Source organism: Desulfuromonas acetoxidans DSM 684, assembly GCF_000167355.1.
GTDB lineage: Bacteria > Desulfobacterota > Desulfuromonadia > Desulfuromonadales > Desulfuromonadaceae > Desulfuromonas > Desulfuromonas acetoxidans.
In genome coordinates, this window is the sequence record NZ_AAEW02000008.1 from 1 (window position 1) to 14470 (window position 14470).

At 54.6% G+C, this 14470-nt stretch carries 11 protein-coding genes; 8 read left to right on the top strand and 3 right to left on the bottom strand.

The genetic code is table 11. The features are described from left to right. Nucleotides 1-305: 305 nt before the first annotated feature. From mgtE to DACE_RS07875, 7 genes are all read left to right on the top strand, one after another. A complete protein-coding gene (gene mgtE, locus DACE_RS07845) occupies nucleotides 306-1661 on the top strand; it encodes a magnesium transporter (RefSeq protein ID WP_006000056.1) in 1356 nt (451 codons plus the stop codon). Between the two features lie 173 nt (nucleotides 1662-1834). Beyond that, on the top strand, nucleotides 1835-2590 hold the full coding sequence (gene recO / locus DACE_RS07850) for a DNA repair protein RecO (RefSeq protein ID WP_006000058.1): 756 nt from the start codon (nucleotides 1835-1837) through the stop codon (nucleotides 2588-2590). Nucleotides 2591-2739: 149 nt separating this feature from the next. Beyond that, nucleotides 2740-3609 (top strand): glycine--tRNA ligase subunit alpha, encoded by an 870-nt coding sequence (gene glyQ / locus DACE_RS07855; protein WP_006000060.1) that lies wholly within the window; start codon nucleotides 2740-2742, stop codon nucleotides 3607-3609. A gap of 94 nt (nucleotides 3610-3703) precedes the next feature. Further along, nucleotides 3704-5770, top strand: a complete 2067-nt coding sequence (glyS, locus tag DACE_RS07860) for a glycine--tRNA ligase subunit beta (RefSeq protein ID WP_006000062.1) — start codon at nucleotides 3704-3706, stop codon at nucleotides 5768-5770. A 64-nt stretch (nucleotides 5771-5834) separates the two neighbouring features. Then, nucleotides 5835-8504: a pyruvate, phosphate dikinase gene (gene ppdK, locus DACE_RS07865; RefSeq protein WP_006000063.1), complete on the top strand. Its 2670-nt coding sequence runs from the start codon at nucleotides 5835-5837 to the stop codon at nucleotides 8502-8504. A 67-nt stretch (nucleotides 8505-8571) separates the two neighbouring features. Next, complete coding sequence (locus DACE_RS07870; RefSeq protein ID WP_006000065.1) at nucleotides 8572-9252, top strand: class I SAM-dependent methyltransferase; 681 nt, start codon at nucleotides 8572-8574, stop codon at nucleotides 9250-9252. Beyond that, nucleotides 9249-10214 (top strand): D-2-hydroxyacid dehydrogenase, encoded by a 966-nt coding sequence (locus DACE_RS07875; RefSeq protein ID WP_006000067.1) that lies wholly within the window; start codon nucleotides 9249-9251, stop codon nucleotides 10212-10214. The genes DACE_RS07870 and DACE_RS07875 overlap by 4 nt, the downstream gene beginning before the upstream one ends. 657 nt (nucleotides 10215-10871) lie before the next feature. Here DACE_RS07875 and DACE_RS07880 read toward each other — a convergent pair. The 3 genes from DACE_RS07880 to DACE_RS07890 are packed head-to-tail and all read right to left on the bottom strand — an operon-like array spanning nucleotide 10872 to nucleotide 13049. Then, on the bottom strand, nucleotides 10872-11765 hold the full coding sequence (locus tag DACE_RS07880; RefSeq protein ID WP_006000069.1) for a Rossmann-like and DUF2520 domain-containing protein: 894 nt from the start codon (nucleotides 11763-11765) through the stop codon (nucleotides 10872-10874). Then, nucleotides 11762-12418, bottom strand: a complete 657-nt coding sequence (locus tag DACE_RS07885; RefSeq protein WP_006000071.1) for a fumarylacetoacetate hydrolase family protein — start codon at nucleotides 12416-12418, stop codon at nucleotides 11762-11764. The genes DACE_RS07880 and DACE_RS07885 overlap by 4 nt, the downstream gene beginning before the upstream one ends. Before the next feature lies 1 nt (nucleotide 12419). Then, nucleotides 12420-13049: a trimeric intracellular cation channel family protein gene (locus DACE_RS07890; RefSeq protein WP_006000073.1), complete on the bottom strand. Its 630-nt coding sequence runs from the start codon at nucleotides 13047-13049 to the stop codon at nucleotides 12420-12422. A 199-nt stretch (nucleotides 13050-13248) separates the two neighbouring features. Here DACE_RS07890 and DACE_RS17205 point away from each other — a divergent pair, with 199 nt between their 5' ends. Next, nucleotides 13249-14442: a rhomboid family intramembrane serine protease gene (locus tag DACE_RS17205; protein ID WP_006000075.1), complete on the top strand. Its 1194-nt coding sequence runs from the start codon at nucleotides 13249-13251 to the stop codon at nucleotides 14440-14442. The last annotated feature ends 28 nt before the right edge of the window (nucleotides 14443-14470 follow it).

The following is a 14470-nucleotide window of genomic DNA, read 5'->3' on the forward strand; positions in this document are numbered from 1 at the left end:
GAAAAAAAGAATATAGAACTACACCATCGACAAATTAGAGAAAATGTTTGTTGCGGTCAAGCGTTTTAAGTAAAAAAAAGCATTCCATGATGACGGTTGGTTTCATGGTTGGCGATGAAAAGATCAGTGTTGGCGGTTGCTATTTGCCCTGATAATTGTTACACATCAACAGTTCATCTAAAGCGATGTTTTTCCGGTTAAAACGATCACGAATAAAAGTATCATGTGCTCCATCGTAAAGGCCTGCAACCTGTTGTCGGGCCTTTGGTTTCATGGTGCTTTGGTTCAGGCGGAGGTTGTGGTTTATGGATCAGAAAGTACAGATGTTGCTGGAAACGGTCAGGAAGCTGATTCGTCGCGGCGCTCATCCCAACCTGAACAATCTTTTGAAGAAAACCCACCCGGCGGATATCGCCCATCTGTTTCGTTACCTCGATCTCAAGGAGCAGCGGGTCCTGTTTCATCTGGTCGAAGATGTGGATACCGCCGCCGAAGTCCTCTCGGAGATCGAGCACAGTGTCAGTGCCCAGTTGCTCGAACAGATCGAAAAAGAGACTATCGTTCATGTGCTGCAGCATATGCCCTACGACGATGCCGTCGATATTATCCAAAACATGCCGGAAGAGCTGGCCGAGGAAGTTCTCGACAGTATGCAGGATGACTGTTCTGATGAGATCGAACAGCTCATGCAATATCAGGAGGACACTGCCGGCGGTATCATGTCGACGGAGATTTTCTCCCTGCGCGAAGATATTACCGCCCGTCAGGCCATCGAAGCACTTCAGGAGGCTGAAGATGTTGAGATGGTTTTCTATCTGTATGTCACCGACATGTACAATCACCTGGTCGGCGTGCTTTCGCTGCGCCAGTTGCTGATGGTGCCTCCCGGTCGCTGTTTGCGGGATATTGTGTCACCCGATGTGATCAGTGTGCGGGCGGATACCGACCAGGAAGAGGTGGCCCAGCTGGTCGCCAAATATAATATCCTGGCGATTCCGGTTGTCGACGACCACAACAAACTGCTGGGGATTATCACCGTCGATGATGTCATCGACGTCATGCGCCAAGAGGCCACCGAGGATATCTATAAAATGGCCGGTGCCAGCGAAGAGGAGCTGATGTACGGCTATAAGTCGTTTAAGATCGCTCGCTTGCGCCTGCCGTGGCTGCTGGTCAACCTGCTTGGTGGTGTGGTTACCGGTTATCTGATGTGGTGGTTTCAGTTGACACTCAAAGAGGTGATCGCCCTGATCTCCTTTATTCCGGTTATCACTGGCATGGGCGGTAACGTCGGTGGTCAATCTGCGACGATTGTCGTACGCGGCTTTGCCACGGGACGGATCGATTTTACCACCCTGCGGCAGGTGTTTTTTAAAGAGCTGCGTGTTGGTTTGATCATGGGTTTGGTCTGTGGCCTGGTGGTGGGCGGCATCGCCATTGTCTGGCACCATAACCCCTATCTGGGGCTGGTGGTCGGTTCGGCAATGACGATCGCCATGACCGTGGCGGCAACCATGGGTGTGCTGGCTCCGGCTTTTTTCAAACGGATCGGCATTGACCCGGCGATTGCTTCAACTCCGTTTGTTCAGACCTCCAACGACATTACCGGTATTCTGATCTATTTCGGCATGGCAACCCTGTTTATCAGTAACCTTCACTAGAAGCCTGTCGGATTTTCCATGGACCTTCTACGACCTTATCCGATCAGCTCCTGTTTCCGATCTTTTTCGACAAAGAGCGACAGGTTGTTGCCGGCCAATAATCGAATGACTGGTCTCAATCCGCCGATTGCACGCGACTGTTTGGCGCGTCCGAAAGCCTCCAGAGCCTGACCATGGATGGCAGCCCCTGCGAAGCGATTGTTCTGCGTTGTACCGATTATGGTGAAGCAGATCGCATTGTGACTCTGCTGACCCGTGATCATGGCATCTGTGGCGCTTTTGCCCGCAATGCCCGCAGCAGCCGACGCCGTTTTGGTGGTGCCTTGCACCCGTTCAGCCGTTTGCGCATCACTTGGCAGACTCGGCGCCGTGGTGGTTTGCCTCAGCTCGCTGAAGTGGAACTGCTTGATGGTGCTCACGGTCTGATGACCAATCTGGACGGCATGGCTCTGGCTGCTTACGGTTGTGAACTGATTATGGCCCTGTGGCCGGAAGAGCAGGCCATCCCCGAAGTGTATGATCTGTTGCGCTCCTTTTTGCCTGCTGCAGCTTCTAGCGGGGCCGGTGAAACGCTTCGGTTATTGATGGAACTGCGTTTGCTTGATGCCGCAGGATTGCTGCCCCATCTCGGTCATTGTGGTGAATGCTGGGCTGTGCTGGGAGCGGGGGAATACCGCTTTGATGCGGCTCGCGGCGGCACGCTGTGCGCGGCTTGTGCATACGGACATCACGGTGGTGTGGTGGTAGATGCCCTGACCCTCGGCAGTCTGGTGCGCTTGCTTCAGGTCGACCCGTTGGTTTTCGAAGGGATTCGTCTCAGCCCGTTGACCGTCACTCAGGCGGGTGAACTGCTTCACCATTGCGTCGAAGAAACCGTTGGCCGCCCCCTGAAAAGTGAGCGCTTTCTCGCCAGTCTCAAGGGCGTTTAAACCAGAGTTTTGCCTTGACATTTCCGCCTTGAATGGGCTACTACTCTTGATTTTACAACAGGTTGCCTTTGCCGTGTATGCAATGTGACTTGTCGTGTTTGATATTCATTCCGTTCGCGGTCGATCCGGCTGCCCTCTCGGAGGTTAATGTGACTTTTCAGGATTTGATTCTGTCGCTGCAGAATTACTGGGCCCAGCAAGGCTGTGTCATCCAGCAACCCTACGATATCGAAAAAGGTGCGGGAACGTTTAACCCGGCCACGTTTCTGCGTTCCCTTGGTCCCGAGCCTTGGAACGTTGCCTATGTTGAGCCGTCACGCCGTCCCACCGACGGTCGCTACGGTGAAAACCCCAACCGGCTGCAACACTATTACCAGTTTCAGGTCATCCTCAAGCCGGCCCCGCTCAATATTCAGGAGCTGTACCTTGACTCCCTGAAAAGTTTTGGTATTGATTCAGCCAGCCACGACATCCGTTTTGTTGAGGACGATTGGGAATCGCCGACACTCGGTGCCTGGGGCCTGGGGTGGGAAGTGTGGCTCGATGGCATGGAAATCACCCAGTTCACCTATTTTCAGCAGGTCGGCGGGATCGATCTCAAACCGATTCCCGGTGAGATCACCTACGGCTGTGAGCGGATAGCCATGTACCTGCAGGGCGTGGATAATGTCTACGATCTGGAATGGATTGATGGCGTCAAATATGGTGATATTCACCACCAGACCGAAGTCGAGTTCTCGGCCTACAACTTTGAAGAAGCCGATACGGGCATGCTGTTTCAGCTGTTCGACATGTACGAAAAGGAGTGCACCAAACTGGCACAAAAAGATCTGGTGTTCCCGGCGTATGACTTTGTTATGAAGGCGTCCCACGCGTTTAACCTGCTTGATGCTCGAGGCGCGATTTCCGTGACCGAGCGCGCGCACTACATCGGTCGGGTGCGTAATCTGTCGCGTCTGTGTGCCGAGGGCTATGTGGCACAACGCGAACGGCTGGGATTTCCGCTGCTGAAAAAATAACGATGATACTCTCAGACCACGGTTTTGCCGTGGTTTGTGATTTATGGACTGTGGACGGTTCCCGGTTGTCGCCGGGACCGATGGAGTAGATATTATGGCAAAAGAATTGTTTCTGGAGATAGGGACTGAAGAAATTCCTGCCGGGATGTTACCGGTGGCCATGCGTGATCTCGAACGAATGATGCGCAAGGAACTCACCAATGCCCGGGTTGCTTTTGGCGATGTGACTACCTATGCCACGCCGCGCCGCCTGGTGCTTTCGGTCGCTGATGTGGCCGAAGAACAGGAGCGCCAGGAACTCAACCTTTCCGGCCCGTCGGTCAAAGTCGCCTTTGATGCGGACGGCAACCCGACTAAGGCAGCGCTGGGTTTCGCCCGTTCCAATGGTGTCGACGTTTCCGAACTGACCCAACAGGAAACCGAAAAAGGAACCTATCTGTTTCTGTCCAAAGTGATTGAAGGCCAGCCGATCAAAGAACAGTTGCCGGAAATTATGGAACGGATCGTCAGCAGTTTGTCGTTCAAGAAATCGATGCGCTGGAAAGATCTCGATGTCCGTTTTGCCCGTCCGGTCCATTGGTTGATCGCTCTGTTCGGTGGTGAGGTAATTCCGTTCTCCTGGGGCAATCTGACGTCCGGTAACACCTCCTACGGTCACCGCTTCATGGCCCCGGCTGGTTTTGACGTTACCGGCCTGGACGATTTTGTTGCCAAGGCGCGTGAGCACTTTGTCATTGTTGACCCTGAAGAGCGCAAGCAGATCATTGCTCGCGAAATCGAGCGTGTCGCCGGTGAAGAGGGTGGTGCTTTAAATGTGGACGAAGACTTGCTTGAAGAAGTGGCCTATCTGGTGGAAGATCCCACCCCGCTGTGCGGTAGCTTTGAAGAGGAGTTTTTGCAACTGCCCGATGAACTGCTGATCACCAGCATGAAGGAGCATCAGCGCTACTTCACCCTGGCCGATACTGAAGGGCGTCTGTTGCCGAAATTTATCACCATTTCCAACACCCGGCCGACCGATCCCGACGTGGTTGTTAAAGGCAATGAGCGCGTGTTGCGTGCCCGTCTTTCCGATGCGATGTTCTTCTGGAAGGAAGACCAGAAAACCCCGTTGGAAAACCGCCTCGAAGCGTTGAAAAACGTGGTGTATCAGGCCCAGCTCGGCACCAGCTATGCCAAGGTGCAGCGCTTCACTGCTCTGGCCGAAGATCTGGCCAGCCAGTTTGACAGCGAGGTGGTTGAGCTGACCCGACGCGCCGCCCAACTGTGTAAATGCGATCTGGAAACCGGTATGGTTTACGAGTTTCCTGAGCTGCAGGGTGTTATGGGGCGTGAATACGCTGCCATCGAAGGGGAAGACCCCCGCGTGGCCAAGGCGATCTTTGAGCACTACCTGCCGGTTCAGGCCGGCGGTGATCTGCCCAGCGATAATGTTGGGGCGTTTGTGTCTATCGCTGACAAGATTGACACCATTTGCGGTTGCTTCGGTGTCGGCCTGATCCCGACCGGAACGGCCGATCCCTATGCACTGCGCCGTTGCGCGATCGGTGTGCTCAATATTCTGCTCGACCGTGGTTTCACCGTCTCTATCCCAGAGCTGGTGGCCAAGGCGGTCAAGCAATTGGAAGACAAGCTGAATCGCAGTGTCGAGGAAGTGACCGCGGATGTGGTCGAATTCATCCGCCTGCGTTTTGTCAATATGATGACGGGTCCGGAGACGGCTACCGATGTTGTAGAAGCCGTTCTTGCCGCTCGTTTCGACAATGTGATGGATGCCCGCCAGCGGATTGAAGCGCTGTCGGCAATGAAGCAACAACCTGAATTCGAAGCCCTGGCAGCAACATTCAAACGGGTCGGTAACATCATTAAGGGGGGTGTGACCGATGCAGTTGATGCTGAGTGCTTTGAGCAGGACTGTGAGAGAGAGATGTATGGAGCGTTACAGCAGGTTCAGCAGGACGTGGCCCGTCTAATGGCGGACGGCGACTATCCTGGTGCATTGCGTGCCATCGGTTCTCTTCGCCCAGCTGTGGATGCCTTCTTTGATGGCGTCATGGTGATGGCGGAAGATGAAGCGGTCAAACGTAATCGACTGGCTCTGTTGACACAGGTTGCCGGGCTGTTTGCCGGTTTGGCGGATTTTTCCCGGATTGCGGCATAATCTTACCAACGTGTGGTAAGAGGCGCATTCAGGTATTACCAACATTTTGTGAGGAGGACGACTGATGGCAGTCAAGTACGTGTATTTCTTCGGCGATGGCAACGCTGAAGGGACAGGATCAATGAAGAATCTGTTGGGGGGCAAAGGGGCCAATCTGGCTGAAATGACCTCCATCGGCTTGCCGGTGCCCGCCGGTTTCACCATTACCACCGAGGTATGCACCGAGTTTTATAAAAACGACCGCAATTATCCGGCGGAACTCAAAGGCCAGGTCGATGCCCAGCTTCAGCAAGTGGAGCAGCTCATGGGTAAGGAATTCGGCGATTCTGAAAACCCGTTGTTGGTGTCAGTACGTTCCGGTGCCCGCGCATCCATGCCGGGGATGATGGATACAGTTCTCAACCTGGGCCTGAATGATGAGACGGTTAAAGGGATTGTTAAGCAGAGTGGTGATGAGCGCTTTGCCTATGACTCTTACCGCCGCTTTATCCAAATGTACGCCAATGTTGTTAAGAACATGGATGGCGAAGTTCTCGAAGATATCCTTGAGGAGATGAAAGAGAAGCGTGGTGTGGAAGAGGATACCGCTCTGACTGCCGAAGACCTCAAGGAACTGGTCACTCTGTTCAAAAATAAATACACCGAAGAGTTGGGTGAAGCGTTCCCGACCGACCCCGAAGAGCAACTGTGGGGTGCCATCGGCGCGGTATTCGGTTCGTGGATGAACCAGCGTGCCATCACCTACCGTCGTTTGAACAATATTCCGGCCGAGTGGGGCACCGCAGTCAACGTTCAGTCCATGGTCTACGGTAATATGGGTGACGATTGCGCTACCGGCGTGGCCTTTACCCGTAACCCCTCCACCGGCGAGAACCTGTTCTTCGGTGAGTTCCTGATCAATGCTCAGGGCGAGGATGTTGTTGCCGGTATCCGTACGCCTCAGCCGATCAATAAAGCTGGTGGTGATGGAACTTTGCCCTCCATGGAAGAGGTGATGCCCGAGAGCTATAACCAGCTCATGGAGATTCAGCAGAAGCTGGAGAAACATTACCGTGACATGCAGGACATTGAGTTTACCATCGAAAAAGGCCGTCTGTTCATGCTGCAGACCCGTAACGGCAAGCGCACCGCCAAGGCTGCGGTCAAAGTTGCCGTTGATATGGTTAAAGAGGGCCTGATCACCGAAAAGGAAGCCGTGTTACGTGTTGCTCCCGAGCAGCTTGATCAACTGCTGCACCCCTCCCTCGATCCCAATGCCGACAAAACCGTGATTGCCAAAGGTCTGCCCGCGTCTCCAGGTGCAGCCTCCGGTGAGATTGTTTTCTCTGCGGATGAAGCTGAAGAAGCTAAGGCCATGGGACTGAAGGTGATTCTGGTACGTATCGAAACCAGCCCGGAAGATATTCATGGTATGCACGCTGCCGAAGGGATTCTGACTGCGCGTGGAGGTATGACGTCCCACGCGGCTGTTGTTGCCCGTGGTATGGGGAAATGCTGTGTATCCGGTTGTGGTGAGATCAAGATCAACTACGATACCCAGCAATTCACCGACAGCAAGGGCAATGTCTACAAAAAAGGCGACGTTGTGACCCTTGATGGTTCCAGCGGTGAAGTGATGAGCGGCACGGTTCCCACGGTTCAACCCGAGCTCACCGGTGATTTCGGCCTGCTCATGGAGTGGGTTGATTCAATCCGTCGCCTGAAAGTTCGTACCAACGCTGATACCCCGGCCGACTCTGCGGTCGCCCGCAGCTTTGGCGCCGAAGGTATTGGTCTGTGCCGTACCGAGCATATGTTCTTCGACGCCGACCGCATCATGGCGGTTCGTGAGATGATTCTTGCCGAAGACCTCGAAGGGCGCAAAGTGGCACTGGGTAAGATCATTGGTATGCAGCGTGATGATTTCCTCGGCTTGTTCCGTGAAATGAAGGGCCTGCCGGTGACCATTCGCCTGCTTGATCCGCCGTTGCACGAGTTCCTGCCTCATACCGACAAAGAGATCGATGAGCTGGCTGCCAGCATGAGTGTTCCGGCTGAAAAGCTCAAGCAGAAGGTTGACTTCCTCCATGAGTTCAACCCGATGCTCGGTCACCGTGGCTGCCGTCTCGGTATCACCTACCCCGAGGTGTACGACATGCAGGTGCGCGCCATCATGGAAGCCGCCTGCTCTCTGGTCAAAAACGAGGGCTACGATATCGTTCCCGAGATCATGATTCCGCTGATCAGTGGCGTCAAAGAGCTGGAAATTCTCCGCGCCAACGCTGTGAAGGTTGCAGATGAGGTGATTGCCGAGTACGACGTTAAGGTGGAATATCTGGTCGGCACCATGATTGAGTTGCCGCGTGCCGCGATTACTGCGGATCAGGTGGCCACCCAGGCCGAATTTTTCTCCTTCGGCACCAACGATTTGACGCAAACCACCTACGGCCTGTCCCGTGACGATGCCGGTAAGTTCCTGCCGCTGTATGTTGAGCAGGAGATCTTCCCGGAAGATCCGTTTGTCGCCATTGACCAGGATGGTGTTGGTGAGCTGGTCAAAATGGGCTGTGAAAAAGGGCGTCAGACCCGTCCCAACATTAAGCTGGGTATTTGTGGTGAGCACGGTGGTGAGCCGAGCAGTGTTATCTTCTGCCACAAAATCGGTCTCGACTACGTGTCCTGCTCGCCATACCGGGTGCCTATTGCCCGTTTGGCCGCCGCTCACGCAGTACTGCTTGAAGAGCCGGAAGCCTGATTTTTCAAGATTCTTTGAGTACGTTAAAGCCCCCGCATCGCGGGGGCTTTTTTTCTTTGGTAGGGCGATGGATACAAACACAACAATTGAAGAACCGTGTCCTTTATGCCAGTCCGGTGGCAGTGTCCTGTTTGGTGAAGACCGGCGGCGCTGCTATTGGCGTTGTCCCTGTTGCAAACTGGTGTTTGTTGCGCGTTATGATCTGCCGACCTCACACGAGGAAAAAGCCGAGTACGATCTTCATGAAAACGCTCCGGAGGATGATGGTTATCGGCGTTTTCTCAGTCGCTTGTTCAATCCGTTGCAACAGCGCCTTACCGACGATGCACTTGGGTTGGACTTTGGCTGCGGACCCGGACCGACTCTGTCGGTCATGGCCGCAGAATCTGGCCTGCCGATGAGGCTGTATGATCCGTTTTATGCCCCGGACCTCTCGGTGTTGGCGCATCGCTATGATTTTATTACCGCGACCGAGGTGGTTGAACATCTGCATCGTCCGGGGGCGGAACTCGATCGGTTATGGGATCTGCTGCAGCCGGGGGGAATCCTTGCCATCATGACCAAGCTGGTCATCGACCAGCAGGCGTTTACGACATGGCATTATAAAAACGACCGGACCCATGTGCGCTTTTTTTCCCGTCAGACCTTTCACTGGTTAGCGGAAAAATGGCAAGCGCAACTGGCGTTTATCGATAAGGATGTTATTTTTCTGCGTAAGTCTGAGCTGAAAGAAGAGGGGGAGCGATGAATATTGTTGTGTTGGATGGCTATACTCTGAATTCCGGTGATCTGGACTGGGCACCGCTACAGGCCCTTGGCACGTGTGAAATCTATCCACGCACTGCGCCGGATCAAATTGTTGAGCGCGCCCGCAATGCCGAGATTGTTTTGACCAATAAGGTGGTACTGGGCGAGAGGGAGCTGCTGGCGTTGCCGAAACTGCGTTACATTGGTGTGCTGGCGACCGGCACCAATGTCATTAATCTGGAAGTGGCTGCTCAGCGCCAAATTGTCGTTACCAATGTGCCCGCTTACAGCACCATGTCTGTAGCGCAGATGGTGTTCTCCCTGTTGCTGGAACTGGTGCAGCAGGTGGGGCATCATGACCGGCGTGTTCATGACGGGGCCTGGAGCGATAGTGTTGACTTCAGTTTTCGTGAAACCCCGTTGATGGAGTTGGACGGTCTGACGCTGGGGATTGTCGGTTTCGGCCATATCGGCCGGGCTGTGGCGCGGATTGGTGAAAGCTTTGGCATGAACGTGTTGGTGCATGTGCGTCGCTCTCACCGATTTAAGCAGTTGCATGAGGGGAATGGTCCGAGTGACGCTGAACTCGATCATTTATTCGCTCAATCCGATGTGGTCAGCCTGCATTGCCCGTTGACCGAGCAGACCCATCATCTCGTTGATGAGCGGCGGTTGGCCTTGATGAAGCCGGGCGCAATTCTGATTAATACCGCACGTGGACCGTTGCTGGATGAAGTGGCGGTGGCCAAAGCGTTGCAGGAAGGACATTTGGGTGGCCTCGGTGTCGATGTGCTCAGCAGTGAGCCTCCGGCGACAGATAACCCATTATTGACTGCACCCCATTGTGTCATTACTCCGCATATTGCCTGGGCAACTCTGGCGGCACGGCAACGGTTGTTGGAAACCGTGGTGGCTAATGTGGCGGCGTTTCAGGCGGGGGACCCGCAGAATGTGGTCAATTAAAGGGGAAATATTGTTTGTTGTTTAACGCCTCTCTTCTCCCGTTCAGCAGCGCCGAACATAAGGAGTGTCGCTGTGATGGTCGTCGGCAAACTGTTTGAGCGACAGCGAGTTTTTGCCGACATCACAGCGTAAGCGACTGAAGTGAGGGAACCCGTAGGGCGCAATGACGGGAGTCTATTTTATCTCCCTTTTGTCGATGCAAAAGGGAGCCGACGTGTGGGCGCGGAAGCCCGCGTCACGTGCGTACAACCATCGCAAACAGATGATGTTTTCCAGCGCGACCTATTCCGAATGATGACCCACTGAAGATCAAAGTCAAGGTCGCCGGGTTTCGTCCCGGCAGCCGACATACTTTTGACTGGCCGCTCAAAAGTATGCAAAAACCAGCTTGAACACCTCCTGAACCTGGATCCACCTACACTGTGTCTGTTTCCGATGTGCTTCACATATCCGGCTTGCCTCCCTTTAGCTCGGCAAATCGTGCAACTCATCAGCAATGGTGTAAAACGTTGATAACGGTTTGACGCTGCTCTCTATCTCTTCCGTGGCACCGATCAAACGGGCGGGACGGTGCCCGCCCTGCAGTCGTGTGTTATTCAGCAGCCCAGCCCTTCCGTTCAGCAGCACCGAATGTAAGTGGTCACAGGATAAACTTATTTAAGACAAGGATGTGAACGAATCGAGCAGGTTTTTAAGCTGTACCGCACGCTCCGGGGCCAACCTCTCACTCTCCACCGCCAGCTGGCGGGTCTGCTCAGCCAGTTCGAGGTAGAAGGGCAGCCGCTCAGGACTATGCTCAGCCAATTGTTCCAGATGGCCACGAATGGTGTCGATATCGCCGCGAACGATGGGACCGGTCAACGCCTGATGCGGACCGAGATTCAAGGTGTTGGTGACGGCTGTCTGGAAGATGGGAGCTAAAACGGTTTTGGCCATGGCGGGATCTTCAAGGGTTTCGGCCATCAGGGTGCTTGCCTGATGGAACAGGGTGGTGACAAAATTCGAAGCCATGCAGGCGGCAGCATGATAGCGCTCTTTGTCCTCAGAGCGTAATCGGAACGGTTGGCAGCCTAACTCAAGAGACAGTTTCGCGCCGAGGGGAAACAACTCATCATTCCCTTCGACAGCGCAATAGCTGCCCGGCAACGAATTCAGTCCTTGCTCACCGCTGGCAAAAGTTTGCAACGGATGGAGGCTCATCACCTGCCAGTGCGCTGCACGGGGATCATCCGGGCGCAAAATCGCCGCCCGATGGCGACCGCTGAAATGGATGACGGTTGGTGATGGGGTGTCCGCCAGCACATCAAGTAAGGCTTCGCCCAACGGGGCCAGTTGATCATCGCCGACACAGCATAAGACCAGCTCGGCACGGCTACAGCGTTTCAGATCGGTGCCGGCCATCAATGATGCGCCGATAAACTCGGCGGCTTCGTGTGTGCGCTGTTGATCGCGACCAACAATGGCGGTGATCGGATAACCGGCCTGCTGCAGCAGGGCACCGACGGCCTGGCCGAGGCGTCCCGGTCCGATCAGGGCGATACGCTGTTTCATCGCACGTCAACCTGCAACGTGCCGATCCCTTCAATCTCGGCGAGCATTTTGTCGCCGGCGACGACGCGACCGACGCCGGCCGGTGTGCCGGTAAGGATCAGATCGCCCGGCTCCAGAGTGAAAGCACGGGTGATAGCAGCGATGGTTTCGGGAATACGGCGAATCATCAGACCGGTGTTGGCATCTTGACGTACCTCACCATTGACCTGCAGGCGGATGGCCAGATCGTGCGGATCACCGACCCTGTCGGCCGGAACAAACTCGGACAACGGGCACGATGTGTCAAACCCTTTGGCCAATTCCCACGGATAGCCCTTTTCCTTCAACACTGCCTGGGTGTCGCGCAGGGTCATGTCAATGCCGATGCCGTAACCGGCAACATAATCCATGGCCTCTTCGGCGCTGACGTTGTGTGCGGTGCGACCGATGAGCACGGCCAGTTCCACCTCGTGGTGGCAGTCGTCGGAATAGCCGGGGATGACCATGGTTTCGCCGTCGTTGATCATACTGGTGGTCGGCTTGATGAACAGCACCGGATCACTGGGCACTTCATTGCCGAGTTCCTTGGCATGAGCAACATAGTTGCGTGCCAGACAGACAATTTTGCCCACGGCAATCGGTTGGGATTCTCCTTGCAGGGTGATGTGGTGCATGTCATTTCTCCTTGGTCGGATAGGTTTTCGGTGGTGCGGTGGGCAAGGCCCAGTTGTGGCGGATGGCCAGCAGTCGCAGGCCGACCACCACACCGGCGGCAATCAGCATGACCGAGGGTCGCGACCAGCCCATGCGGTCGAGAATGTAAAACAGCACACCACCGACAATACAGGCAGAGGCGTAGATCTCTTTTTGCAGGATCAGCGGAACCTGGCTCGACAGCATGTCGCGAATCACTCCCCCTGCTGTGGCCGTCATGACGCCCATGGTCACGGCACCGATGAACCCGGTGTGAAAATCCAAGGCTTTGCCGGTACCGATGACAACAAAGGTCCCCAGGCCGATGGCATCGAAAAACAGCAAAGGGTTGCTGTAGCGATCGAGAACGTGATGGCCGAAAAACGTCAGCAGAGCAATGGCAATGGAGATATAAAGATAGGTTTCGTCTTTGAGACAGAACGGTGGGGTGTCGCCGAGCAGGATGTCGCGCAGGGTACCACCGCCAATGGCTGTCACCAGGCCGAGTACCAGCACGCCGAGCATGTCCATGTTGCGTCGCACCCCGGCCAGGGCACCAGACGCGGCGAAAGCCGCCGTACCGATGAGATCCAAAACGTAAAGTAAGTTCACCGCTGCCTCTATTTACCGGCTAAGTGGTCTATCTGTCCCGCGCCCGTCGCCGTTGGCGGGCTCGGACTGTTCTGTCATTGTCCGTTGGTGTATACTCAAGTGGAGTTAGGGTACTCCGGCGCTGAGCATAGCGGTTTAACCCGTAAAAATCAATCACTTGCCGAGGCGCAGCCGAGAGGGTTGCGTTGAAAGGTCGTTCATGTTCATCCCTGTTGGTGATCTTCCCAATCCACCCGGTCGGGCGTATGTCAACCTGTCGTTGATAGCCGCCAATATCATGATTTTTGCCCTGATCACTCTGCCGCTTTCCGGTATGAAGGCTGACCCGTACAATCCGGCCTTGATCGAATACCTCCACCATCTCGGTGTGCAGAGTCTCAGCCAGGCACAACAGGTGGCCGAGCGTATTAGCGCCTATGACCTGTTTGTGTTTCAGCATGGGTTCAAACCGGCGGCTCCGCGGCTTGACGATCTGTTTTTTTCCCTGTTTCTTCATGCCGGTCTGCTGCATCTGGCGGGCAATATGCTGTTTTTGTGGATTTTTGGCGATAATGTTGAATACCGCCTCGGCCCGTGGCTGTATCTGGTGCTCTATCTGTTTACCGGGGTCATGGCCACGGTTTTTTTTGCCCTGTTTACTTTGGACTCCTATACACCATTGATTGGTGCCTCCGGGGCGATCTCCGGTATTCTTGGCTGCTACTTCATCTGGTTCCCACGCAATAAGGTGAAAACCTTTATTTTCTTGTTTCCGTTTATCATGACCACCATCCTGCTTCCGGCGCGGCTGGTTCTCGGTGTGTTTCTGGTGATCGACAATGTGCTACCGTTTTTATTTGTCCACAGTGGTTCCGGTGTGGCCCACGGTGCGCATATCGGTGGTTTTATTGCCGGTGGTGGTGTGGCTTATGCCATTGACCACTGGCCGGGCTTGCGTCACGGCAAGCGGTTTCACAAAAAGGTTTCCCCCTGCGAGAATCCGGAAGCCAGTGCGGCTGACCGGATTAACTGCCTGATTGACCACGATAAAATGGACGATGCCTGTGGCGTGTTTTTTGGCCTGAACCAGCGTGAGTTACGTCGAACCATCCCCTCCTATCATGTGCTGGAGATGGGGCAATATCTTATGGCGGAAAAGCACTTTGATGCGGCACTGACTCTGTATCGCCGTTTTATCAGTGACCGTCCCAGCGATGACCAGCTTGATCAGGCCTACCTGGGAGCTGGCATTGCCTTGCTCAACAAGGAAAACTGTCATCCCAGTGCTCATCAATATTTTCTCTCTGTTCTCGACGTCAGCCACGATCAGGGGCTCGTCAATGAAGCGCGTCGTTATCTCGATGTAATTGATGGACACTGTCGGCAGCGTGATTGGTCGCGACCAGACGCGTGATGGGTGAGAAGCTCACCCTGTGGAAGGA